28 protein-coding genes and 1 tRNA gene are annotated in these 23,574 nt (G+C 50.0%); 2 read left to right on the top strand and 27 right to left on the bottom strand.

Annotated features, from left to right (window positions below):
- The first annotated feature begins 67 nt into the window (after positions 1–67).
- Positions 68–155, top strand: a tRNA-Ser gene (locus ACJJIE_RS03970).
- Positions 156–294: 139 nt separating this feature from the next.
- On the opposite strand, the gene ACJJIE_RS03965 is transcribed toward ACJJIE_RS03970, so the two are convergent.
- The gene (locus tag ACJJIE_RS03965) at positions 295–492 is read right to left on the bottom strand and encodes a hypothetical protein (protein WP_444893591.1); all 198 of its coding nucleotides are present in this window, start codon (positions 490–492) and stop codon (positions 295–297) included.
- 124 nt (positions 493–616) lie between these two features.
- Here ACJJIE_RS03965 and ACJJIE_RS03960 point away from each other — a divergent pair, with 124 nt between their 5' ends.
- Entirely contained in the window at positions 617–1,279 is a 663-nt protein-coding gene (locus ACJJIE_RS03960; protein ID WP_444893639.1) for a DNA-processing protein DprA, read from the top strand.
- A gap of 110 nt (positions 1,280–1,389) precedes the next feature.
- Here the strand turns inward: ACJJIE_RS03960 and ACJJIE_RS03955 are convergent, their stop codons facing one another.
- The 26 genes from ACJJIE_RS03955 to ACJJIE_RS03830 form a co-directional block, all read right to left on the bottom strand.
- Positions 1,390–1,764, bottom strand: a complete 375-nt coding sequence (locus ACJJIE_RS03955; protein WP_353057026.1) for a DUF805 domain-containing protein — start codon at positions 1,762–1,764, stop codon at positions 1,390–1,392.
- A gap of 93 nt (positions 1,765–1,857) precedes the next feature.
- Positions 1,858–2,484, bottom strand: a complete 627-nt coding sequence (locus ACJJIE_RS03950) for a hypothetical protein (protein ID WP_282932258.1) — start codon at positions 2,482–2,484, stop codon at positions 1,858–1,860.
- A gap of 45 nt (positions 2,485–2,529) precedes the next feature.
- Positions 2,530–3,321, bottom strand: a complete 792-nt coding sequence (locus ACJJIE_RS03945; protein ID WP_282932257.1) for a hypothetical protein — start codon at positions 3,319–3,321, stop codon at positions 2,530–2,532.
- Positions 3,322–3,858: 537 nt separating this feature from the next.
- Positions 3,859–4,560: a RipA family octameric membrane protein gene (locus ACJJIE_RS03940; RefSeq protein ID WP_282932256.1), complete on the bottom strand. Its 702-nt coding sequence runs from the start codon at positions 4,558–4,560 to the stop codon at positions 3,859–3,861.
- A 237-nt stretch (positions 4,561–4,797) separates the two neighbouring features.
- Complete coding sequence (locus ACJJIE_RS03935; protein WP_282932255.1) at positions 4,798–5,184, bottom strand: hypothetical protein; 387 nt, start codon at positions 5,182–5,184, stop codon at positions 4,798–4,800.
- Between the two features lie 8 nt (positions 5,185–5,192).
- The gene (locus ACJJIE_RS03930; protein WP_444893638.1) at positions 5,193–9,401 is read right to left on the bottom strand and encodes a hypothetical protein; all 4,209 of its coding nucleotides are present in this window, start codon (positions 9,399–9,401) and stop codon (positions 5,193–5,195) included.
- A 1-nt stretch (position 9,402) separates the two neighbouring features.
- Positions 9,403–9,747: a hypothetical protein gene (locus ACJJIE_RS03925; protein ID WP_444893637.1), complete on the bottom strand. Its 345-nt coding sequence runs from the start codon at positions 9,745–9,747 to the stop codon at positions 9,403–9,405.
- 45 nt (positions 9,748–9,792) lie between these two features.
- Complete coding sequence (locus ACJJIE_RS03920) at positions 9,793–12,417, bottom strand: tape measure protein (RefSeq protein WP_444893636.1); 2,625 nt, start codon at positions 12,415–12,417, stop codon at positions 9,793–9,795.
- Positions 12,407–12,574 carry a phage tail assembly chaperone gene (locus tag ACJJIE_RS03915; RefSeq protein ID WP_444894744.1) on the bottom strand — a complete coding sequence of 56 codons (168 nt, stop codon included), beginning with the start codon at positions 12,572–12,574 and terminating at the stop codon, positions 12,407–12,409. The genes ACJJIE_RS03920 and ACJJIE_RS03915 overlap by 11 nt, the downstream gene beginning before the upstream one ends.
- Positions 12,575–12,612: 38 nt before the next feature.
- Positions 12,613–13,095 (bottom strand): hypothetical protein, encoded by a 483-nt coding sequence (locus tag ACJJIE_RS03910; RefSeq protein WP_444893635.1) that lies wholly within the window; start codon positions 13,093–13,095, stop codon positions 12,613–12,615.
- Positions 13,095–14,006, bottom strand: coding sequence for a phage tail tube protein (locus tag ACJJIE_RS03905; protein ID WP_444893634.1), 912 nt, complete (start codon positions 14,004–14,006; stop codon positions 13,095–13,097). Before ACJJIE_RS03905 ends, ACJJIE_RS03910 begins: the two co-directional genes overlap by 1 nt.
- 10 nt (positions 14,007–14,016) lie before the next feature.
- The gene (locus ACJJIE_RS03900) at positions 14,017–14,421 is read right to left on the bottom strand and encodes a phage tail terminator-like protein (RefSeq protein ID WP_444893633.1); all 405 of its coding nucleotides are present in this window, start codon (positions 14,419–14,421) and stop codon (positions 14,017–14,019) included.
- A 3-nt stretch (positions 14,422–14,424) separates the two neighbouring features.
- Positions 14,425–14,805, bottom strand: a complete 381-nt coding sequence (locus tag ACJJIE_RS03895; RefSeq protein ID WP_444893632.1) for a hypothetical protein — start codon at positions 14,803–14,805, stop codon at positions 14,425–14,427.
- Positions 14,802–15,182 carry a hypothetical protein gene (locus tag ACJJIE_RS03890; protein ID WP_282932247.1) on the bottom strand — a complete coding sequence of 127 codons (381 nt, stop codon included), beginning with the start codon at positions 15,180–15,182 and terminating at the stop codon, positions 14,802–14,804. Before ACJJIE_RS03890 ends, ACJJIE_RS03895 begins: the two co-directional genes overlap by 4 nt.
- A 265-nt stretch (positions 15,183–15,447) precedes the next feature.
- The gene (locus tag ACJJIE_RS03885) at positions 15,448–15,966 is read right to left on the bottom strand and encodes a DnaT-like ssDNA-binding protein (protein WP_282932245.1); all 519 of its coding nucleotides are present in this window, start codon (positions 15,964–15,966) and stop codon (positions 15,448–15,450) included.
- A gap of 8 nt (positions 15,967–15,974) precedes the next feature.
- Positions 15,975–16,115, bottom strand: coding sequence for a hypothetical protein (locus tag ACJJIE_RS03880; RefSeq protein WP_282932244.1), 141 nt, complete (start codon positions 16,113–16,115; stop codon positions 15,975–15,977).
- A 46-nt stretch (positions 16,116–16,161) separates the two neighbouring features.
- Complete coding sequence (locus tag ACJJIE_RS03875; protein ID WP_444893631.1) at positions 16,162–17,127, bottom strand: major capsid protein; 966 nt, start codon at positions 17,125–17,127, stop codon at positions 16,162–16,164.
- Between the two features lie 12 nt (positions 17,128–17,139).
- The gene (locus ACJJIE_RS03870; protein ID WP_444893630.1) at positions 17,140–17,814 is read right to left on the bottom strand and encodes a hypothetical protein; all 675 of its coding nucleotides are present in this window, start codon (positions 17,812–17,814) and stop codon (positions 17,140–17,142) included.
- A gap of 90 nt (positions 17,815–17,904) precedes the next feature.
- Positions 17,905–18,153, bottom strand: coding sequence for a hypothetical protein (locus ACJJIE_RS03865; RefSeq protein ID WP_282932241.1), 249 nt, complete (start codon positions 18,151–18,153; stop codon positions 17,905–17,907).
- Positions 18,150–19,217 (bottom strand): minor capsid protein, encoded by a 1,068-nt coding sequence (locus ACJJIE_RS03860; protein ID WP_444893629.1) that lies wholly within the window; start codon positions 19,215–19,217, stop codon positions 18,150–18,152. Before ACJJIE_RS03860 ends, ACJJIE_RS03865 begins: the two co-directional genes overlap by 4 nt.
- The gene (locus ACJJIE_RS03855; RefSeq protein ID WP_444893628.1) at positions 19,210–20,631 is read right to left on the bottom strand and encodes a DUF4055 domain-containing protein; all 1,422 of its coding nucleotides are present in this window, start codon (positions 20,629–20,631) and stop codon (positions 19,210–19,212) included. The genes ACJJIE_RS03860 and ACJJIE_RS03855 overlap by 8 nt, the downstream gene beginning before the upstream one ends.
- Entirely contained in the window at positions 20,631–21,953 is a 1,323-nt protein-coding gene (locus ACJJIE_RS03850) for a terminase large subunit domain-containing protein (protein WP_444893627.1), read from the bottom strand. The genes ACJJIE_RS03855 and ACJJIE_RS03850 overlap by 1 nt, the downstream gene beginning before the upstream one ends.
- A complete protein-coding gene (locus ACJJIE_RS03845) occupies positions 21,916–22,374 on the bottom strand; it encodes a hypothetical protein (RefSeq protein ID WP_444893626.1) in 459 nt (152 codons plus the stop codon). The genes ACJJIE_RS03850 and ACJJIE_RS03845 overlap by 38 nt, the downstream gene beginning before the upstream one ends.
- Positions 22,374–22,637 (bottom strand): hypothetical protein, encoded by a 264-nt coding sequence (locus ACJJIE_RS03840; protein ID WP_252468100.1) that lies wholly within the window; start codon positions 22,635–22,637, stop codon positions 22,374–22,376. The genes ACJJIE_RS03845 and ACJJIE_RS03840 overlap by 1 nt, the downstream gene beginning before the upstream one ends.
- Complete coding sequence (locus ACJJIE_RS03835; protein WP_444893625.1) at positions 22,634–23,092, bottom strand: 3TM-type holin; 459 nt, start codon at positions 23,090–23,092, stop codon at positions 22,634–22,636. The genes ACJJIE_RS03840 and ACJJIE_RS03835 overlap by 4 nt, the downstream gene beginning before the upstream one ends.
- On the bottom strand, positions 23,092–23,469 hold the full coding sequence (locus ACJJIE_RS03830; protein ID WP_444893624.1) for a D-Ala-D-Ala carboxypeptidase family metallohydrolase: 378 nt from the start codon (positions 23,467–23,469) through the stop codon (positions 23,092–23,094). Before ACJJIE_RS03830 ends, ACJJIE_RS03835 begins: the two co-directional genes overlap by 1 nt.
- Between the last annotated feature and the right edge of the window lie 105 nt (positions 23,470–23,574).

Genomic DNA, 23,574 nt, shown 5'->3' with positions numbered 1-23,574 from the left:
TATATAAAAAAAATCAAAATGGCGCTTGTACATCCCCGGAAGCCATGTATAATGCGCAGCACAATTTGGTGGGGTGGCTGAGTGGTCGAAAGCGGCGGTCTTGAAAACCGTTGACTGTAACAGGTCCCAGGGTTCGAATCCCTGCCCCACCGCCATTATTCATACAGAAAGCCCTGATTTTTCAGGGCTTTTTTGTTTCTGCTTTCTGCGGTCCCCCACTTGGTCCCCCACTTATTTTTTGCTTATCCGTAACGGTTACACCCTTACTGTGTCGTGGGGGGGCTCGCAGCAGTGTTACTTCAGCAGCTCTTTCAGTCGGGCCTGCTTCTCGTTGAGAGTGTTCAGCTCATCTACAAGGGCATTGGTTGCCGCATCCAGGTTGTTCACCTGGACCTTGAGCATGTCCCTTAGTTTCGGGTCGGCAGTGTCTGCGGTCACCTCAATAGTGTTCAAGCAAGCGCGTATCTCGGCTTCAACCTCTATGAATGTCATGGTTTAACTCCTTCTTTCCGTCGACACAGAGGCAATTTATCAAAATACTGTACATTTATACAGTATGCATATTGAAATTGACCCTGGTACTGTTCCAGCGTCAGCTCATAGAGGACAGTCAACAGTGGACACAGTTGAGATTCAGCGCGGCGACCAAAGATACCCACTGGGATTAGAGGGTGCCCCCAGCCCTCCTGAGGTCTTGTATGCGCGCGGGAATATTGACCTTCTCTCCAGGCCTGGCATAGCTATCGTGGGCTCTCGTGATGCCTCTACGAATGGACTGGAGATTGCCCGGAGAATTGCCGGTTACGCGGTATCAAAAGGGAATGTAGTTGTCAGCGGACTTGCTCTGGGGATTGATGCCGCAGCCCATGAGGGCGCCCTGGCTGTTGGTGGTGGCACTATCGCCGTGCTTGCCCACGGTCTACACACTGCAAACCCCCGAGCTAACTACAAGCTGGCAATGCGCATACTTGATGCTGACGGCCTTTGGGTGTCCGAGCACCCTGAAGGTGTATCTCCCCAGAGACACTTCTTCGTAGCCAGAAACCGAATCCAGGTTGGGCTCTCTCAATCTTCAGTTATCGTGGAATCTGCCACATCAAGCGGAACCATGAAGCACGCTGACTTTTGCCTGCAAGCACGGCACCGCCTCTTTGCAGTTGCTCCTCACAATCCTGAAAATTCATTAGGTCTTAATTGCCAAGGTCCAATTAAGCTCATCAATGATGGCAAAGCTACAGCTCTAAGAACCAAGGCTGACTACGACCTCTTAGAGCTGTAAGGCCTTACTCTTCCTGTGAGATACAAAACCTCGCGCTTTGGCCCGAGGTTTTTTTTATTTCTCCTACAAGAAAAGCGCACCATAAGCGCGCCACCCTCAGCAGCAAATGGTCAGGCTTGTTGAGCGACAGGCTTCTGTGTATCTGTCTGTATTTTCGATCCGTATTTGTTGTCGTCGTCGCTGGGTTGGACCATGAAATATACATAGAAGGCCCAACCTACCAAGGGAATTAGGCTAATTAGCTGCCACCATCCAGACCTACCACTATCGTGTAACCTGCGATTATTGAGGCATATATAAGTCCCAACAAATGAGAGTAAATACAAGGAGGATATGTATGGCTTGAGATTGGAAAACACTTCTTCAAGGACCAAAAAAGCAAAGTAAAGCAAGCAGTACCATATAGTGAAAAGCCAAAATTCACGCCTAGTAGAACGCCCCTCATAGTCGCCTGTTTTATCTACCACATCGAAGAAGATTTTCATAGCTTCACTTAATTGTAAAAATAGAACCTGTAGCTTAATGCCGCACAATGAGGTTAGCCGAAACGTAGCTCAGGTGGCTCTATAGAGGCTTCATTATGCAGTTGATACCATACCACTAACCTCGGGAGAGTGAACGAAACATTCAAATTGCGGTGAAACACTAGAGTTTACAGTTGCGACATAAGAATACAACGGCGCCAGGAGGCCTAAATGGTAAGAAATACTATCAGCCAAATTAGATAAATCTGACTCTGGTCTAAGTAACAAGTTCAGCCTTGATAATTGATCATCATAATCAGGCATCTTGGCCCAAATTAAAGACTTGTGCTTTTCAAGAATACGGATATTTTCTGGAGATTCAGACTTAATAAAGGCCAACCTAACAATTGGCCCTCGTGGACCATCGGTAGGATAGGTAAAAAGCCAATTTGTTGAATTCTTCCAATACAATTGGTCAGACGGGAGGTTGTGAGAACAATCCTTCGCTATACCAACAATCTCATCAGTGTGTTTAATTTCAGAGTTACCTAGCCTTTCCTTAAAATCATGCAGCAATGGTACATAACCACTCCCGGTGGCCACCCCACCATGCCACCGGACCAACTTCTGAATCTCATCACTTATAATGGAAACTACCTCACCATTCACTTGGTATGTTTCTCGCTTATCCGCAGCAACTAACACATATGAACCAAGGTGAAATGCGACAATCATTGTCATTGGAGTATGTTATCCTTTTGAAGAGCTGTTCGACAACATACGCCTTTAGTTAGAATTCCTCAAGCGTTGGCGTATACCTTTCACAGTAGAGCTAACTGTTAACTCCTCTGGATCTAGAGCAAGCGCACAGTTGGCAATTATCGATAGTGCACAATCACTTAATTTGAAACCTTTTGGCAATTGGCGATCAAAACCTGTGCTATTTTCATCAATTGCCGCGAGGAGAGCCCTAAAAAAATCAGCAGTTGAGGGCCTTTGTGAAGAGATAGCAGCAATCGTCTGTGAGCTTCTTGGGGCAACCTCTGCACTATGAGCATCTACGCTAATTTCGCTTACAACTTCAGACAAGCTAGGCCAATATTTTAAATCATATTGACCCTTTAAGCTCCGTAATGGCCCTCTAAGAAAACCAGTATAGTGACCATTATGTCTGGATGCATTATCGATAACATTGACAATACAGAAATGCGAGCTGACATTAAAGTCCGAGCTATCACTTAACTCACGCCTTTCGCTTAACAAAGAAGCAAGCTTGTTAGCCAGCTCCCCAATTTCTGCATTCAACCTACCTAATTGTTTTTTCTGCTCTCTATGCTTATTGGCCTCTTTCGGACTCCAAAATACAACCGTGGTCAGAAAAATATCAAGAAATTTATGTGTGACTTCTAGTGGATATTTCTTTGCTAACTCTTCATAGACTGCTGACATTTCATGGCTGCGCTCCAGAAGTCTATCGATAACAACATTCACACTCGGCCAAATTTTGTTCTTTAGATTGTACTCTTTTTCCCTTTTGAGAAAATCTTCACACTGCTCTATTGATGTACTTTTAGACATATTTGATTAAATCTCTGCTCTGCTCGGCTTTTCATATGACAACAATAACTTAGACTACATATATTTGGGGTATCCCAGCCTCAAATATTCTAATCTAACTCAGATACCATCAACTAACATCATATTGAACTCACTGCTTTAATCGTAGTACATAAGAATTAAGGTTCAAAATGTCAACCTTACTTATGTTACCAAGCAGCCTTTATCACGAACCAAAAATAAACCTAAGAAACAAGCCCCCACACTTGATACTAAGGCACCAGCTCCATATATTGAAATCCATATCATCCCTGAATCTTCTCATTTTTATAGCACCTCAATACTTCGGACAGATTTAGAGTGATAGTAGTTTGAATCTATAAGGGTTGAGATACAGGAAAGCTACTTTATCGTAAGCCTAAGTCGGCACTAGGCAATATGAAAGAATCCCCATTGCTTCCTAGCTTTCGCAGAAAGCCGCTCACTCATACTGAAAAACTGTCCGAAGTATTGTGAGCGAAAAATCATATTTTTCAAATCATTCGAAATCAAAAGAAATCACTCTTTCATTATCATAGACGTTCTTATTGTTCCATTATGCCAATAACCTCCCCCATATGAGCGCCCAAGAATAATAAACAGCAAACTAGCAATTGCACTAATTGAAACAACCGTTACATATAATGGATTAAAATCACTTGAAAAATTGAACTCTGGAAGAGCATATTTTATCAAGACAAGCCAAATCAAAGCAACATACAAACTTATAATTTGATTAATTTTGGAGACTGAAAATTTTGTAGGACCGGAAATAAGGTGCTGCCCTTTATATAACCAGTCCTTCCAGCTTCTGTGCGGGCTGGTTAGAAAAAGATACTTCCAACTTTTGGTTTCACTTCGAGTCAAAACCACCTTATAAAGCGGGCCCATCACATCATCCTCCAATAGGTCAACATGCTTTTCCCAGTTTTCTTGCCAATGTTTACTTCCACGATTAACACAAAACCACGCAACCGAGAAGACAAATCCAAGACAGGACAAAATTACAGATAAATCTTGTTTAAGGCCCGATTTAGAAACCTGAATTGCTATATAACCTGCGAATATAGCACCAATAAATGTCCAGAAATAGGTTGCTCTTTTCCAATACAGCTCCACCTCAAATTTTCGGATATCCAAAGCTTGCCTCAACGCCTTCTCTCTCTTCTCCTGCGGAAAGTGTTTGTTGTACTCATCACTAGTGATTTGAATCTCTGGCATAAAAGACCTTATGACTTGGATCGTAAAACTTAATATTGCAGCAATCCTGACATCAACCCCAAACAATATCCATGAAAGATATCTAAACTGTTTAAAAAATAGTGGAAATTATTCAGGCAATTTATAGATACTTCATACCTAGAATAGAAGCTCTTCTTAATAGAACTTTATTAAATAGTAGACTAATGTAAAAATCCTATGCATTACATAAAACACCCTAGGGATAGTTTTCCTGCATCACCCACTAGGAATTGCCATAGATGCTATAGAACTATGAACGGCTAGGCGGTTCGCCACTTCAACAATACAGTTAGACACTAAGTCAGCAGCCTCATCAGCAACGCTCACAGCCTGGCCGGCATCCGTGGTTAATGTTTTGGTGGTGACGTACACCGTATCCATAGCATCGCCAGCCGCATCGGTCTGCACATTGTTCTGGCTATCGATTACGGCAATAACACACTTGAGCACGGCCACAGCCTGGGCTTCCGCGTTTGCGGATTCTGTTTTTTGAGTAATGGTTGCTCGCACAATAGTGCCAGCACTATGGCCATCGTCGATGGTGTAGGCAAACTGCCAAGAACCTAAACTTGGTACACCATCTAAAGCGGAAAAACTGGGCATGTCGCCTCCTAAGGTTTTATATCAATATTGTGGGTGATTACCCGGTGTTCCGGATCTACGCCAGCGGCAAATGAAATTCCACCGACAGAGATTTTGTAGACAGTGCGAAGGCCTGCGCACTCGACGTTAACGACCTTTTCCCAGGTCAGCGGGTTGCGGTTATGCATGGTGCCCAACTCAACGCCAGCGCAATCCTGGGCCATGTATACGCGCCCGGCCTGGTCAGTAACCGGGGTTTCCCGACTGCATACAACCTGCGCTCCGCTCTCCATCGTCAGCTGTACGCAGGGCACATTGTGCTGGGGTTTAACGGCTTGAATCGGTGCAAGGTGGGTGTTGGAATCACCCACATCCCAGCATTCAATCAGGTCGCCGGGCTGGCAGTTGTCCGCTAGTAGACCGTCGCGCAGCCAGGTGCCGGCGGCAACGCACCAGGGATTAGTCGGGGTTGTCGTGCTCCCGCCGTCTGCAGGCGTGGTGATAGTGCCTACCGTCCGTCTTCCTATCCCAGCGGAGAGCTGCCAGATTTGTGTGGTGACATAGTAGGTAACGCCACCCCCTGAATAATCAGCGTCATCAACATAAACGTAGTAAGTGGTAGAAAAAGCCAGCCCGGTTATAGAGCCGCTGTTATAACTGATTGAGAAACCAGCGTATTGCACCGAATGCGCAGCAATTGAGATTTTTGCGGACGAGCCATTGTCTGACGAAGACAGCACATCACTACTGGTTGGAAGTGCGGGAATAGACCCTACAGTTTGCGGCAAGCCGCGCTGGTCAAACACCATACCGGTTTCGGGGTCGGTATAATTTCCGCTGGGCCTTGAAAAAGCGCTGGGCTCTGTTTGATTCCCTATCGCTTCCTCAATCATCAGACAGTCGAAACGCAGATATTCCCCGGCATCTAAATTAATGGCAGCCACGCGCAAATAAGAATAGCCAGTGCCGGTTGCCGTGACGGTCCAGGCTTTTCGAGTCTCAAAAGAATTGCCGTAAGCTTGGTAGGAGGAGTAACCAAAATTAACGGAGCCGTCATCTGCGTCCCGCAATTCAAAGCGCACATCAATTGTTTGGGACAATGTGCGAGACCAGGCGGAGATAATATAGGTTTTACCCTCTTCCACCTTAAAGACTCGCTGGCCATCGTAGTGCCGGAAATTGAACCACATTCCTTCACCGGTTGAGCCGGTAAAATCGGCGTGCAAGCAGCGTGGATTGGGTGGGCTGGTGACGGTGGCGATTGACAGGCTGTAGCGTGTACCGCCGTGAAATGGCGGCAGCGCATAACCCGAAAACACCGACAGACTTGCCGGGAGCAAGTTGGTGCCCTTTCCTGCTAATAACGCCCCTTCTGCTGCGCGCTCTGAAATCTTATTCAGCAATACCTGACGCATCTCGTAGGCGTATTCCCAATTAGTCTCCCAGATACTGCGGCTAATCGGCGTGCTTTGGGTGGCATCACTCCAGGTTGGGCTGAGCCCATCGAGATAGCTTGTGAGTGCATCAATGGCTGCGGTGTAGTCCGTTTTCTCGTCAGTAATCCCGTATTCGCTTGCCTGAGTTTCAATTCCGGCTTGCTGGGCAATCAGTTGGCTGTATTCCCGTATTACCTGTAATTTTTCCGTAGGGTGCAGGATTCCATCTGCAGAGATATTTCCCAAGTCCTCGAGTGCGGCATCGGCGTCAGCCTGAGCGGCAGCAGCAGCTTCCTGCGCGGCTTCAACATCCGGGTCGAGTGCCGGGTCTTCCTGATCTGGGTAGGGTTCCCGGGACTTGGGAACAAACAGAATCTGCACTGCATTTGCGCCAAGACAGGTGCTGCCCAGGCCAGCGTTGCCGGGGCTGCTGGGACTCTCACCGTAACAGGTGACAACCTTGCTATTGGTGAGCACCGGCATAGGGTTGTCAGTGCCGTCCACTAGAAGAACAATGCCCCCCGGGGCGCCGCCGCCACCGCTGCCACCGGCCACACCGCGAATCCCTACCGAGCCTGCACTGGCATCCTCTCCGGAAGAATCAATTTTGCCGGAAACCCCAAAGGCAATTCCTCGGGCTACTACGGCAAGTCCCGCACCACCGGCACCGCCACTGCCGCCCCTGCCATCTCGCTCATACAAGTTGTCGGCACTGTTGTAGTAATAACTATCTCCGCCGGCAGCACCGCCGCTGCCGCGCATATCGTCGGGAATTCCCAGGAGATACCCGGCATAGTTTTCGATATTAAGCGGTGGCATTACCTCATTGCGGCCGGCAATGACATCACCACGGCTTGAGCGGTAAATATACCCGGACTGATTGAAGGTGCCGGAAAGGCTGCCGTCACCACCGCGACAGGAACCCAAAAAACCAACGCCGGTATTTCCGGGGACACCGGCCAGTGAACCCTCGATCTGCAGGACACCGCGTACCCGCAGCTCTACATTGTTGAGCACGGAAAGGGTCAGGCCTGCGGGTATGGTGAGGTCACCCAGGTGGTAATAAATCGCTCGGCTATCGGTGCTGCCAATAAGGGTGCCGTCCGCCGTTAAAAAGCCATCCGCATCGATGCTGAGGCCGGCAGCCGCCATCTCTGTGCCTTCGCTCTCGTACCAGCTATCAGGCAATTCGGCACTGGTGCTTTCGGACTGGTCGGCAATCATGCTGGCGGGCTGGTAGCTACCAAACAACTCGGCGGTGATAGCCTCGGTGGTCTGATCGATGCTGATGCGCTGGATCTCCATGGCGCGGTCGAGGGTGCCGGCGGCCACGTCCTGAGAGTGATCGCGGATTTGCGGCAGGCTGACCCACACAATATCCCCAACTTCGAGGTCATTTTTACTGGGGAGCAACCCCAAGCGCAGGCTCAATGGAGGGCCAGCAAATCGATCCCGTAGCGCATCGAAAGTGTTTTTAATGGTGGTGTAGGTGTGACGGGAATTGTGCAGCCCGCGAAACTGCAGCGTGTGCTGTTTGGCTTCGCCGTGGGTGGCAATGGAATCTGCATCAATCAGGTTATTGGAGCGCAAATATTTACCGTCGAATCCGGGCTGCTCGAACCAGCTCCACTGAACAGTAAATACATTGCGCAGACCCGTCAGGCTATATTTAAGTTCGCCGAGGCTTTTGACATCGTCAGGACCAATCGCTGCCACTGTGCCGGAGTCGGCGAGCACCCCGGCCATACGACGGAAGCCCAGTTGGCCCGAGGCATTAACGGGCATATAGGAGCCGAGCAATAAATTAATCTCGGACTCAATAAACTTTTTCCCATCGGTTTTTTCGAGACCGTCAAAACGCAGAATCTTGCCTTTGGTGTGGTCGCTGGGCTTGTACCAGTCCGCGCCGATATTTTCGAATTGGTCCTGCACTACATAATTGGGATCAATACCCAGGTGCCAGTTACTGGGTAGTACGTCGTTTGTGCCCAAAATGTCCCCGGTGAGCAGTGCGTAGGCGACCTGTGGACCCGGTCCTTCCAGGTAGACAAACTCCTCCACCTCCACTCCGCTCTCGTCATCGCTGTCTTCAGGTAAAACATGGTCACGGGCATAAGTCCCAAAAAGCCCGCGTGTACAGCCGGTAAAGCTGCTGCCGGTTTTGCCTGTCGCGCGCACGATCTCGTAGCCGTCCTGATATTTAATTTTCAGGTAATAAACGGATTGATTGGGGGCATCGCCATAGGCGGCGGTGTGTGGATTGGCTTCAAAGGCGCTCGCGTCAAAAACCTGTAGGGTATTGGCTGTCTTGGAAAAATCCGCAGCCAGGCGCGTGCTGTTAAGCACAAAAATATCGCTGCGCATTTCCCGCTGAATATCCCGGCAGCGCACCCGGTACAAGCCCGTGGAATAACTAATGGACTCCTCGGCAATCTGGGTTTGCTCCAGGCGAAAATCCGCCCAGTCGAGACCGGCAAAACCGCGATACAACCGCACGGTGAGCCCTTTTATGCTGCGGCCCTGTTCCAGCTCATCGCGCAGCACGTAGGAAAACTGACCGGCAATATCGACCACCTCAAAACTCATTGCCCCGATCTCGGCGCGGCCCTGTTCGGGAATCAATTTCTGGCTGGTCGAGCTGCATTTCTTCAAAGCGCCGAGGATCGCATTAATCGGCAGCCCGGAGATATCACTATGACTGCTGATATATAGCGGAAGGTCATAGCCAATCTCAATAACCAAGCGCAGCTCACGTTGCGGGGACTGGTTGTGTATATCGAAGATTTCAGAGTTGCTTCGCACGTTAGATCTCTATCGCTGTAAATGACACGTAGAACTCATATGCTCCATACCGCATTTCACGGAATGATTTTCGCTTGAGTCGAAATATAGAGCTGACTTTCCCTCCTGGAATATCCGAGGTATCCAACTCAAAGGTTTCGCCGTTAGTGCAGCTCGCTTCAAACTCACGCCAATATTGCAGCTGCTCTTCAGTAAATGGGGATACAGTTAATTGCCATTCAATATCTCGCCGATAAAGAACGCTCTCAGTATTTCCTGACAGTGCCGTGTGCTCCTTACCTACAGATTCAGGGGTCCGATCGCATTTAGTAACGGCAAAAGAAATAAACCCGGGGGAGCTGTCCACCAGGTCCCTCGTTGGGGTGTAGTTAATACTCGGCATGATTTTTTATTAGCTTGCTAGCTCTTGCGCCTGGCGGGAATTGGGATTAATAAACACAACATCCTGCTCATTAATCATTTCTTCGATTTTCTCTAGAACTCGTTCGGCGTTATCACCATTTACATCGCCCGCAATTTGAAAAATTACTTGCGTTCCAGCCTGTTGTTCACTGTCAGTTGAGATCGAGTCATTTGCGGCCAGTGGTGTAGCTGGTGAAGTAAGACCGCCAGCAGACGTAGAGGTGGTAGCTCCACCAGCGACACTACCAACAGAAGCGCTACCACTTGAAAAGCTGGCGCTTTGAATCTGTGATATTTGTGCTGCGCCTGCTGCCGCCATAGCGATAGCCGCAGGAATACCCCAAGGGTAACCGCCAGAGTTGTTATAAGATTCGATAATGGCTGAAGGTAAAGTGGCAACAGCCTTGGCAAGACTCAGAGACTTCTGAATTTTGAACAGCTTTTTACTGCTAGAAGCCGAAACTCCAAGCATCATATCGAAAGCACTGGAGAGGGATTTCCAGCGATTCTGATTGCTGGCTTGATCTAACTTTTCTCGCTGCTTTGCGTGCTTCGCTTCCAAAGCGGTCAGGTTTCTCTGGTACTCACCCTCCAGAGCTAGACTTGCTTGGCGAGACTCTTCTTCAGTTGCGCGAACTGCCTCCAGGTGTTCAACCAGAGTTTCCCGCTTGGAGAGGTATCCTTGGTCAAGGATTTCCATCTCTTCATCTTGGCGAAGAAGTAAGATCTCTCTTTCACTCAGCCAAGACTCTCTCAACCCCTGAAGGCGAGCATCAATCTCTTCATTAAATTGGTCTCGATTTCTCTGCAGTAACTCCTCGCGCTTTGCAGGGTCTTGAACATTTTCTTCAATGATTCGATTGCGACGACGGTAGCTATCGGCTACAGCCTCCTCTTCTGTAAGCAGGCTTTGGCGTAGGTTCTCGACAGTATCCAGACGGCTCTGTGCTGTGCGCTCAAACTGCTCTTGTAGGGCTCGCTCAAGGGCTGGGAGATCGTCTTGGACACTGACAGAACTTAAACCGGGCCGCTCACTGACGGGCTCTAGGGATAGCGGCTCACCACCATCAGTGAGTGATTTTGGTTTACCAAGCTCCGCTATCCTTCGATCGACATTAATCAATTCTTGATTTAGCGAATCAATCTCGTCAGTAAGGTCTTTCACTCGTGAGTCTTGGCTACCTAAAGGGGCTTGGAAACCAAAACGTGTGCCTGACTTAACTCCCCCATCTCTCAGGAGGTCACGTTTTTTCGTGAGTTCGTCTAGCTCCCTTTTAATATCGTCTCGCTTGGCTAGAACATCCCCCTCCCGGTTAATTCTCTGGGCTTCTGTGAGCCCATGCCAACTTTCAGTCAGTTCATCAATTTTTCCTTTAAGACTTTCCGCCTTTTCCTCGGTTGTCGGCTGCGCGGAATTCCAGGCAATTAAGGAAGTCACGGCTAATGCGATAACCCCAACAGGACCACCAAGGAAGGCAAAGGCAGTGCGTAGCCCTGTAGCTGCAACGGTCGCCGCACGGGTCGCAACCGTAGTCCTGCTAATTACCTGACCTAATGAATTGGTTTGAACTGTAGCTTTATAGGTGGCTGCATTTAGCAGGCCCATCTGAACAATTTGCTTACTGATGGCACCAGCAAATTTTCCAGCTAGGATTGCCGCAACTGCGGTAAGCGCGAACTCCATGCCGCCAGCAACATCACGCACTGCTTCAGCATCGGTTGAAAAATCAATGAGCACCTGTGCGAGGCTAGATATTGAACCGGCAACAGACTCAGATGCACCAGACACGCCATCTAGCTGACCAATCGTAGCGGTGATACCTGAATTCAACTGCACTAGGCTTTGCCCCATTGATGTACTGAGTTTTGATGCCTCAGCATCTATATCAGTAGCCGCAGCCTGGAACGCCTCTACCAAGGTCTTTGCACTTAACTCACCCTCCCCGGCCATATCCCTCAATTTACCTGCAGCAGAGCCCGCAGCATCACTGGTTAGGTTGAGGTGATCTATCAAGGCTTGCTGTAACCTTGGGGCGTTCTCCATCACCGAGTTGAACTCATCCCCACGGAGAACCCCAGAAGCAAGGCCCTGCGCCAGCTGACGTAAAGCTCCAGCGCTTTCTTGTGCTGAGGCTCCAGATACAAGCATGGCTTGGCTAATGGTTTTGGTAACCGCAAGAATGTCTTCCTGGCCATCAAATAGCTCGCCCGCCGATTGCGCTAGGCGCTGGTACAGGACAGCGGTTGAATCCAGGGAGCCACGGGTTTCAAATGCAATTTCAACTAGACTTTGCTGAACATCTGCCAACTCCTGAGTGGTATCCGTCACCAGCCTTAACCGGTTGGTAAGATTGGTCCAGGTATCGGTGTACTGAACAATCTCCCGGATGGACAGGGCGGCACCTAGAGCCGTGAGGGCACCGGCTAATAAGTTGCTACTCGTGGCCATAGTTTGAATACGACCACTAGCCTCATCACTACTACGCCCAAGGCTCTCCACAGTCCGCTCAGCCTTTGCGCCAGAGCGCTCCATAGCATCCAGCTTTCGCCGGGCAGCGTCCGGCCCCTCGGCCTCCACACGGATACCCAAGCGAGCAATTTGATCAATCGGCATTTTGAATAGCCCAGAAATTAATATCGAGCGCACGAATCACGGAGACTTCCCACGCAGACACATTGCGGCGCGCAAGCTGGCTCCAGTTCTGGATCTCGGTGAAAGTGAGGGGTTCGGTTCCGCGAATCTCGCGGTAGTAATGAAAGAGATAACTCAGCCCGTCTGGAGGCTGTTCAGTTTTAAGTTCCGATGGAGTTATACCGGTTGTTTCTTGGACTTGCTGGAGCTGCTGGCGGAGCGTTTCTTTGCACCCTTTCGGGACTTTGTCGAGTTTGAACTGACAGCAAGCCCAGTCGATGAAGGCTTGCTGTCGCTGACGAAAAAAAGCGCACGGTTACTAGAAGCCCGGTCGATTTGGTCGAGTAATTGCGGCGCCTCCAACAGTAGCTCCTTCAGTGCTGAATCCGTAAACTCGTCTTCCAGGGACCACCCAATAACCAGTGCTGCAGCTGCTTTATTTTTAGCTTCGCGAACCAACTCGAAACGTGCCAATTTATCCTTCTCCAGGTTGGCCGCAGCTAAATCCCGCTGCAGTTCTGACTGAGCCATTTGGAACGCATCAGAGTCGACACTCAGGATTTCCAGGTAGTGCTTCGTAGCCTTACCTTCAGGAGTATAAAGGGGGAATTTCACCCCTTTATTACCCTTTTCCCGCGTATAAAAATCACTAGCTTTCATTAGGCTGCTACCCTCTCAATACTTAGGTTTGTATCTTCGGTTTCGTCATACACCGCCTGGAAAGGCAGAGGCAATATAATTGCTCCCTCGCCGGAAACATCGACTTGGCCGCCGGTATATTTGATTTTTGGAAGAGTGAAGACGTAAGAATTGCCAGCTGCATCAACCAAGCTAAACTCCAGGCTTGAATCTTGCTCATTCAAGAATTTCTCAAGAAGCGTGGAATTTTCAAAGTAGGCTGAAAGCTGGCCAGTGACATTTGAGCGCTTAGCCCCCGGCTGAATAGTGCTATCACTACCAACGACATAACGCGACTCAAGACCGTTATCCAATGTGAGGGTTAATTCGGTCACTACCGCCAGGCTGGCCGCGCCTTCCTTGATAACACCCTTGAATGAGTCAAAAACTTGAGTAGTTGTCGCATCCCCATAGGTGGAACCTGACAAAGCAGCGACCTCTGGAGACATATCCTTACCAATGACACCAAAGCTGCCGCTTACTCGGGCTCCAGGGGCCACCGTGAGATTCAGAGTGTTAATCTCACAGCCCGTATAGCGGTGATATGGCTTGTCAGAAATATCCCCAAACTTCCGCTCAATAGTAAAACTGCGCCGGGTCTTGCCAACGACCAACTTGTCGGTATCCCAAGTGCCCATGGCTGCCGCTTCAAGGAAGTCATCAAAGGAGCCATAAGAAAGGTTGATAGTGATATCACCACCAACACTTCTATTCATATGGCGATAGTCAGTGATTTGGCGATCGTCACGAAGCTCTTCATCTGCAGAGCCTTCTTTGGTTAGCGCTAGAGTTGTCCCCTTGTTTCGAATCGCTTTAAACGTGGGTGAGGCTGGAATAACGCCATAGGTGGATTCAGCCACGTAAGCCATTGAATGTTGGCTACCGTCTGCCATTTGTATGCTCCTAACGTAGAGTCGTTGCGGACCAGGCCGCGCTTATATCAAGTTGATACCAGCCATCTACCACCCTGCCGGGAGAGATGGTTGAAGATTGAATTGTTACGATTTGGCTTGAGTACTCAGGAGTTGAGCCGGCCTTGAAGTGCGTGAGAATTTGGTCGGCCATTGCCAGGGCATCCCCCCGCCCTTTTCCTACTGGATAGAAAATGCTGACCTGTAATATTCCTATGCGCTCATCCCTACCAATTTCGCCGAGAGTGTCCTGGCCACTATCAGCGGGCAGGTTATAGACAGCCGCATAAGGCGTTCCCGCATTCGGCTCATATCCATCATTTTCATAAGCAGTAGGCAAGTCGAAGTCACCCGATACATAGTGCTGTACCAGGGCCGAATAGATTTTGCTGTACATGGGTTATCTGATTATTCGTCGGATGATCGATTTAATACGAAGGACGTTGCGGCGAACCATGCCCGCCGGAGCCTGCTTAGAATGACCGTACTCAAGAGGTTGGATATACGGCAGGTTATTAATTAAATAATTCACTTTATCCAACCCCCTAACATTCTGAATCACTTCGGTCTGAGCCTCAGCGCCTGACCGATCCAACCGTAAGCTTGAGCTTTGGGCGGGAGCACCGACAGTCGTCTGCCAATTACCACGAGCCCGGCCAGTATCCACCGGGGTGTCACGGATAACGGAATTAAACAGCTCGATATTGGTTGCCCGGTATAAGCGATCAGCCTCAGCCAATGCGTCCTCATTGAATTGTTTTAAACTCGCTGAGAATTTCATTTGCGCACCTGACAGAAGTAGACCAATGGAGTCCCTGCTGGATTTGCTTCTTTGATATTGACCACCTGCCACTTTACGCCATTGATTTCAGCCTCAGTAGTGAGGGATGGAGTCCATTCGAGCCCAGCCGCAGCAATGATCAATTTTTTATCGCCGCGCTGAATGCTCTGCCCTTCTGCATACATCATCCCGGATTCTTTAAGGTTGTAATCCTGCAGAATCACCTGGACAGGTTGCTCTATTGGGGTATCACCTGAGCTTTGCCCGGTTACCGGATCGCTAACACCCGGAATAACATCGTGTAGAGTTTGCTCAGAACCAAACTCAGCAATAAGCTCCAGGGCGGTTGCCGCCATGTCGGCATAAAAATCAGTCATGATTTTCACACATAAAAAAACCCGCCGAAGCGGGTCTTGGGTTTGAGCGAGAAATTGAAATCAAGTGAATTTAATACCGCACGCCGCTATAGAAACCCCTTTAAAGGCACTACTAATATCAGCCGCCAACCTCGCAATTTCTGGGGTACACTTCGAAAGCTGGTGCGCTGCCCTCTGAATATTGGCTTGGCTGGTGTTAAGGAAAGTTACCGGCCGCCCAGCCTTCAGACACTCACGAATTTCTTCATCCATGACATTCCTCCGGTCAAGATCGAATTAGGAATAGCCCGCTATTTTTCAGCAGCGGAGCGAGTAAAGCGTCAACCTTGGCAAAGGCAGGCGTGAACTGCTGTTGAATAGGTGCAGAATAAGTTATCTCAACCGCGCCTTCTACACGCTTTTTTGTCACCGGCCCGCTATCAGTCGGCAAGCGGTTAGGTTGGAGATCGTTTTCTCTCGCCTCAATTGCCAGGGCCAACTGCGCATACACTAACTCACGCGGAATCTCATTACTTGGGAAAAGTGCATCCGGATAGGAGATTCCCCAGGCATCAGCTCGGGGCCACTGAAGCGGCTGGCCCTGCACTGAGATATACCCCTTATATCGGTCACGCTTGCCTTCGAGAAAGTCCATGGCCCTGATAAGAAGCGGCTCACACTCGGCATCTGATAATGCAGATAGGTCTACCCCGCGCGCACCCGCATAGTCGCGCAAGTCTTGCGCGCTGGCATAGCTGTTAGCACTCAAATTAGAGCCGGTGCCGTCTTCTATTGTCAGGGCCATGGTGTCGCCTACTTATCGCCTTTAGGGGCTTCTGCCTTTTTAGGCTCAGGGTCAAATCGTGCATCAACGATTTTAAAACCTTGTTCGCGCAACTTCTTTTTCTCTTCCTGCGAGATGGGATGTTTTACGTATTTAATTTTAGCGGACATGTTATCACCTACCTGTCATGCACTGGCGGCCAAAGCCGCCAATAATTTACTTAGTGGAATCACCAACCGCGATAACGCCGGCAGTGTGTTTATCTGAGGTCATTACCTTGTCCCAATTGGCACCGGTAGCTAGGTCTGCATCGGTGGGGGACTTACCGCCATTGGCCTCATCCCAGGTGTAACCCTTCAGGCCCAACCCAAAGGTGTAGTCGACCTGCATAGTGGTTTCGATGCGCTCTTTACCGTTGGAGGTCTGGATATTCGAAATCAGGTCACCGCCGTCATGAACTACAGCAGCACTATCCACCAGTCCCAATACCTTTTGTCTATTTGGGCTGCCCGTCTCAAAGAGTGCCGGTGCATCGGTGACAATTACTGCTTTACCGAGGATATCCACCACATTGACGTTCTGGGCTTCAAACAAACGGGTGGCATTGGTAAGGTTCTGGCCAATCAGTTTGTGCATTACCTCCCCTGTCATCACATTGGCAATCAGACTTCCGGAGTGGTCACCAAACTTAGCGTGAGCACTATTGAGAGCGGTGTAGCTGATACCCGCAGTTGCAGACACATCATTGACCACCGAGGTGTTGTTTTCGATGGCTGCCACAAGTGCGGCAATTGCTGTGAAAAGCTGGTCCTGCATGAGCGCTTCGGCGAAGTTACGGGATGCTACCTCCACACCCTCAGCCGTAGGCTTGTTTAGCCAAGTCATCTGACCCGGCTCAAACAAGATAGGGCCAAACCCACCGGCCACTTTTACAGAACTGCGCTTGAGCTGGGTTAGGTCGGTTGCTGCCTGGTCGTCATTTGACCCGTATCGATTCACCCGGCGCTGTGCACCGTGAATGGCAGCAAAGAATGACTCTTGTAAGAAATCACCCTCGAACCCCTCCGTGGTCAATCGGATAGCCCCATTAGAGGCCGCGTTAAACTTCTGCACCATTACCGCCAATGTTTCGATTGTGGCAGGCATGATGTACTTATTAAAAACTTCCATATGCGAAAGCATGGCTATTTACCTTTAGCTGTTTAAATCAGGGAATTTGGCCGAGATGGCCGCTGTGCGCTCCGAACGTGAGCCGCCCATGTTTCCGGTTGTAGCCCCGCCACCACCTTGGCCACCTCCACCAGCACCACCACCAGAAGCTTTGCTACCAAGAATCACCGGGGCGAATGCGGGATTGTTGGCAAACTCAGTTTTAAGATCGTCCAGGCTTGCCGCTGAGGGCTTGCCTTGGCCATCTTTAACCACCGTTACGAACTGACCGTCACGTTGCTCAGCAGCCAAGCGGGCCTTGATATGGGGAACCAGGATATCGGCGCTCCCTTGAACCGCTATCTCATTGGCCATGGACACAGCAACGTTATCCACGGTCATTGTGGTAATGCTGCCGTTCAAGGCGTCAATTTGCGCTTGCAGTTCAGTCTCACGATTGGCTAGCTTTTCCTTCCAAGAGTTATCAAGAGCTTCTACATCCCCACTCTTGCGAGCAGCCTCTTCTGCTGCATCCTTGGCCTTTTTGGCTTCAGCTTTTTTCTCCTCCAGCAAGGAGGCAACTTGTGCTTTTAATTCGGCCACCCCCTCCCCTTGCGGGATACCATCAACCTTTAGCTTGTATCCATCGCCGTCCTTCTCATACATCGCGGCGACGGCCTCATCTAAACCCTCCAGGGTTTTGAGCCTGTATTTCAGCATGGTGTCTCCTGAGACATTTCGCCGGGATTTCCGGCAGATATAAAAAAGGCCCGCCGAAGCGAGCCTGTTATAGGGAAATAAGTAATCTGCTTAACTTGGGATAAGGTTTTCGCTAGCTTTTATGACCTGAAGTGTTTTCGCCTTCAGACCGAAAATATCACCGAATATTCCTCCTGTTATATTTATGGAGGACGCGGAGTTGTCAGCAGCAATGATAATTCCCTTGGAATTTTGCAATTTGATAAACCCCTCCCATGATGAAACTTTCTCAAATTCTCCGATAGCAACCCCGTCAACTTCTACAGCGAACTTCTCAATAGGCTTTATAGATATATTCATTGAATCCCCGCTTTCTTAAATGCAATTGGCTCTTTCTGTTTCATCTCATCCAAGGTCAAGGGCTTAAAATTCCGCCCCAGATTAAGCGCTGCAAACCGCTCAGCAGAGAGTCCACCATCAAGAAGAAGCCTTGCCCGGGTTGGGCCGATGGCATCTTGTATAAAACTCAACGGTTGTTTCTTGAGCCACTGGTAATAAGTCAGACCAGCATCAACATAGCCGTCCTTACTGGCCCGTGTAGCGCCCTCACTTAGTGCCCGGTACTTTTCCTTCAGAACCGCAATAACTGTACTGCGGCATCGGATATGAACCGGTGGCCGTGGCCCCTTGTCGAGGGGGAATACCTCATTATCCAGGCTGCGGCACTGCGGCGACGTGCGGCTATCCAGGGTGGATACCCAACGCATACCTTCCAGCAAGTCGGCATTGCTGTGCAGTGTCTCCATTCGCGCGGTAGTAGCCGTGTGAGCTATTGCTGTGCGAACCACCGCGTCGGCGTTGCGCCGGGTTATCGCCAAAATCCCGTCGCGGTATTTATTCGCCTTGGTTCCGCGCACATTGCGGATAATCTGCAGGGTTGTTTGCCCCTCGAAGAAACCCTGCCGAATTGCCCCAGTAACCCGCTTTCTCTCGCTGCTAGTCCAGTCCTTGATAAATGGCTCAATCAGCTGGCCACCATCAGGACCACGCACAGAAAGTGGAGTGGAAAGCACGGCGGCACGGACCTGAGCCGGTGCAGGAATTACAGTCTCTACCCCAGCAATCAACGCGGCCTGCAGGTTTCGGGCTTCAAACTCTGATTCATACTCAGCCAAATCCAGCAAATGGCCAGCAAGCTGGTCGTAATACTTTCTGAATATCTCGGATAGATCGGTATCAACTGCAGCAAGTAGTCGCTCCAGCCTTGCCCGGGAGAACTCGGTTAAATCGTGGCTTGAAAGACGTTGCTTTATGGAGCGGTCTATCTGCTGCAGGAAAGCCGCAAACTGATTTACCTCACCAGACTTTAATCGCTCCAGATAGACAGCATGGCGAGTGCTTGAGGTAGCAAGGGCTTCACTCATCGTTTAACCCTGGCTCAGGCTCCTCGCTATCCAGCTCTTCACGAATTGCCTCATCAGTCTTCTCGGCATTGATTACGCCGTGCTTGCGGAGGTTCGCCCACAGGTCGGAACTCGGTAAGCGACCAGACTGCCAGGCATTCACCAGAGCAGTAAGCATCTGCGCATCAAGATTGGATTCAGCAAAGTCCTGGTTGAGTTTGTACTCGGTATCAGCCTGTACATTCTGGAATTGGGCCACCCATTGAATAGCCTGGGTGTAAGCCTCACTGACGTTCTCGGCAACCAGGGACAAAACCGAGTGCTCTGATTCGTTTTCTGCCTGGGCTTCAGTGGCGGTCTTTACTGCTGAACCGCGCTCAATCAAGCGAGCACCCAAGGCGACCATTTGCTTTTCTTTCTGGTCCATTGCTTCTTTGACCAGAGTGTTCGGTTCAGCCTGGGCAAACCCAAAGGCACCGCCATCAGGGAGCAGGATGGGCGAGCGGGAACCAATATAAATGCCCTGCTTCTCCATATGGTCACGCCAGTTCTCAGTCAATCCTGAAATCCAAGGCTGGGCCTGACCGACGAAAAACGCTGAATCCTCATAGTCCGCTGAGTTGCGGTAATGGGCTTTGTTGAGGTTTGCCAGGTCTAACAATGGAGACCGATCGATACCCGAATCATTGTTCTCGGCGCCGACAAAGGTAAACGGGATAATGTCCCAGGCCTTTCCTACTCCATCTAACGGTGTATACGTATCGTGAATAACCCAGGTGCCAGTGTTGCCACTGCGCCATACCTCCACTGTGTAGCGACCATCAATCAGCCTGAGTGCGCGGTACTGAGTTTTCTCTTCAATGCCAAAACCATCTGAGGTGGTTTCTTCATAGCTCTCACGGATAACGACCAGCCCCAGCCGGTGAACACCGCCAACCTTAATGGTCCGCCAATTGATAATCTGATTCGCGGGATAGCTCACTATCGATGCGCGTACCAGGCCGGCTTGCTGTTCAGCCTTGGAGGTTTGCCCTTCAGTTTTTGGGTAATCCACCAGCAGACCGCGTCGGCCAGACTTAAGCACCGCAGCAACCACAGACTGGGACTGCTGGTAGATGCTTACCCCATTGCCATTAGCATCTGAAGTTAGGTACTCCAGACCTGCCGGGATATCTACCGTAGGCGCTCGGCGAAACACGGCACCAACCAGGCCCTGCAACGTGCGACCGGTTGCGTTATAGAAAACTGCCCTGTCTGTGTACTGCAGATAGCGAGCTCTATTTGCTTCACTCTGGTCTTTTGGGTTGGGCATGGGCAAATAGGTAGTACCCTTCGCCTTAATAACCCGCTCACCCGCACAGATATCATCAACCAGAGTCCAGTCTGGCAGCGCCTTGACGAAGTCGTCGCGCTGATAGGTAACGTCATTTGCCATTAGTAGGCCATTCCCATGTTGATGGTTAATGCTGGTTTGATAAGTGGGTAATCGTGATGGATAAAATAACCACCAGCGTCTGGAGCATGGTCGAGGCCGCCGCTTTTGTCCGGCTCGCCATTTTCTGCCCAGGGTTGCTGCTCGAGACAATCGGAATAACCCGGGCACTTATCTGTATTCACGAGATATCGACGCTCACCCTTGGCATTGCAGAACATCGCGTTCATTGCATTGACCCGGTCTTTCACCGGGGGATTGGCTTTCGGGGCGTGTACCGAAAACCCAGCATTTCTCAGCAAGGCTAAATCCGTGGTGCTGGCGTTCACAGACTTGCGAGAATCACCAGAGGCATCCGGGTAAATACGAACCTCACAAGTCTTACGATAGTCCCCGTCCCGGTATTCCCAGTACCGCTCTTTGATTCTCCGAATCATGTCCGGGGTGTCGTAGCCTTCGAGAATTTCATCGACGGCGCGGGGCTTACTCTCTCGCTTTACGTGAGTGACTGCCGCCATCTTGCCAACATTGAAGTCCATGCCGATGAATAAAGGCTCACCGGGTTTCACCGAGTCATTGCAGTGATTAAGCTTGCGGTCGAATTGGTGATAAACCGTTCCGGTCAGCAAGTTTACAAACTGGCCATTGAGATAGGCCCGGATAAGCTCGGGCGTATAGGCCTCAAGCATTGAATCGATATAGTCATCAGGCAGGTTCGACTCATTATCGAAGGTCGAGGCCTGAATTAACCCATATCGCTCTCGAAGCTTTGGCTTATCCCGAAGTGCCTTTACGAACTGGCGGTAGACAAACTTAAACCCTTCCGGAGTGGTCGTTACATCGATGCCATTTCTGACACCGTGGACCTTGTAGCGCATGCGCGCCATGATTTTCCGCCAAGCCTGCTCTGCTTTCTTCTCAGCAAGCAGGTCCAGCTCATCGACCAGAGCATGGCCGATTTTAAATCCGACAATATTGGCCGGGTCATCTATCGAGCGGCAGATAACAGAGCCGCGGTAGCGACTACCGCTGTATACCTCTACTTCGTGGTCACCTCGCTTGACCTTGACCCGCAGCCCCATAGTCTCAGCAACTTCGCCGATTGTGGGGTAGTAAATATCCCTAATTAGTGGATAGGTTGGAGCAAAGTAACCCTGATTAATCTTGGGATGCTCGTAGAAGTGGGCCAGCTGTCCTGAACAGCCAACCCAGGTTTTCCCAGACCCAAACCCCGCGACATAGGCCCTGTACTTGTGCGGTAAATTAAGAAACCGACTTTGCGGAACATTAAGTGCCGCTCTCACTTCCCTCCCGCGTTCTTGCATCCTTGACCTCGAATACGACTTTTGTCGGTGGTATGTCGGCACCGCCACCGGCTGGGTCAGGGTTTCGTTGCCATTTTTCTCTTTGCCGGTTATGAAGCCAGGCTAAACACGCTGTAGTGTCTGGGGGGTAGTGTTCGGTGTATTCCTGGACAATAGGCTTGCCGTTGTGCTGCATGATCTTTACGGCTTCATGGCTGTAGCCGCATGCCCTTCGGAAGAGACTCTCGACCACGTTGGCATCAGCCAAAGTTTTGCCCTTTTTTATGGACTCAAAAAATTCGGGATGCTTATTCTTCCAATTGTTGATTGTTTGCTCTGTTACCTCGAAGAATTCGCCTAACTCTTTGTCAGTCAGACCCAGCTTGCAGAGCTTTTCGGCCTGCTCAGCAAACTCCTGCCTATAGCTGGTCAGCCTTGCCACTATTCCCCCCGCTCTATCAACCGCTCCAGCTTGCTATCAATACGCTGGAGTCTGGTTCGAATATCGTCCTTGAATTCAGCTATGTGCTTTTGCTCTAGGGCGCGCATAGCTGATTCGTGCTTAATTGCTTGTGCGTTCTCCCCTACCCGTTTTTCTACATCTGAGCCCCAGGTAAATAAACCAGCAGCTAAAAGTATGATGCTGGCTATCTGAGTGATAGAGATGCTTTTGCTGAGGTGCCAGTGCTCTGTTTGTTGAGTCATCGAATCTTGTCCGTTTGAGTACCACGGTTTTTATCGTATGAGCGCATGGCACCTATACCGAGCATGGCCGTTATCATTGAGAACAGAGCGCCGGTTTCGAGTACAGGTGGTGGGGTTATATCTGCCGGTATCGAGCCCTTAGCGCTGCAGATAGCCCAAACCCAACAGAGCAATGGATACAGAACAAACTGATAGGCGAGAGCCAAACCTCCAACCCAGCCAATCCAGGGGCGCCAACCGGCGACAAATATGCTTTTGTGCTGAGCCTCGGCTTTGTTGACTTCCAGCTGCCCGAGAAGTAACTGCACCTGAGCATTTAGCTCTGCCAAGCTGCCCTTTTGCTTGAGTTCCTCCAGCTTGCGCACTTCCTCTGCACGCTTAACTGGGTCAGGCCATATACGCTCGATGGCCATTTTTCCGGCTTCAAAAATTGCCGTTAGCGGGTCAAAAGCCATTAGTAACTCCAGACTGTAGGGCGGGTGCGCTCCCCGGGTATTGATTCAAGGTCATCCAGGTGGAGGAATCGCTTACCTATTGGGCCCTTTTGCTTAACTCCTATACCGGTAAACCCTTCCTCTTGGGCGATTTGGATTAACCGGTAAGCTCTACCCAAGGCCACTTGAACATCAACAGCTTGTCCGGTGGCGTGGGTCATGGTGGCATTTAACCGGGCGTTATGTGCCGGGCAGCGATAGCCAGAATTGATAATCATTGGCTTGCCGAAGCGCTCTCTAACTCTAATCAGGCGCTTTAACGTTTCATCTTTAAAATGATTTTTGCCACAACAACGACAGGCCAACTCCGACTCTTTGAAGTAGTCGTTTTGGAACATAGGAGTCTCAAATTTCAGGCATAAAAAAACCGGCTTGAAGGCCGGCTTAAGAAAGGATGATCGCTGCATGAAAACTTGAGCAGCTTGAACTAGATTAACCCATAT

It is taken from the genome of Microbulbifer maximicatervae (SeqCode), assembly GCF_052467325.1.
The sequence above is the reverse complement of the archived record's forward strand: the minus strand, read 5'-3'. Positions and strand labels throughout refer to the sequence as shown.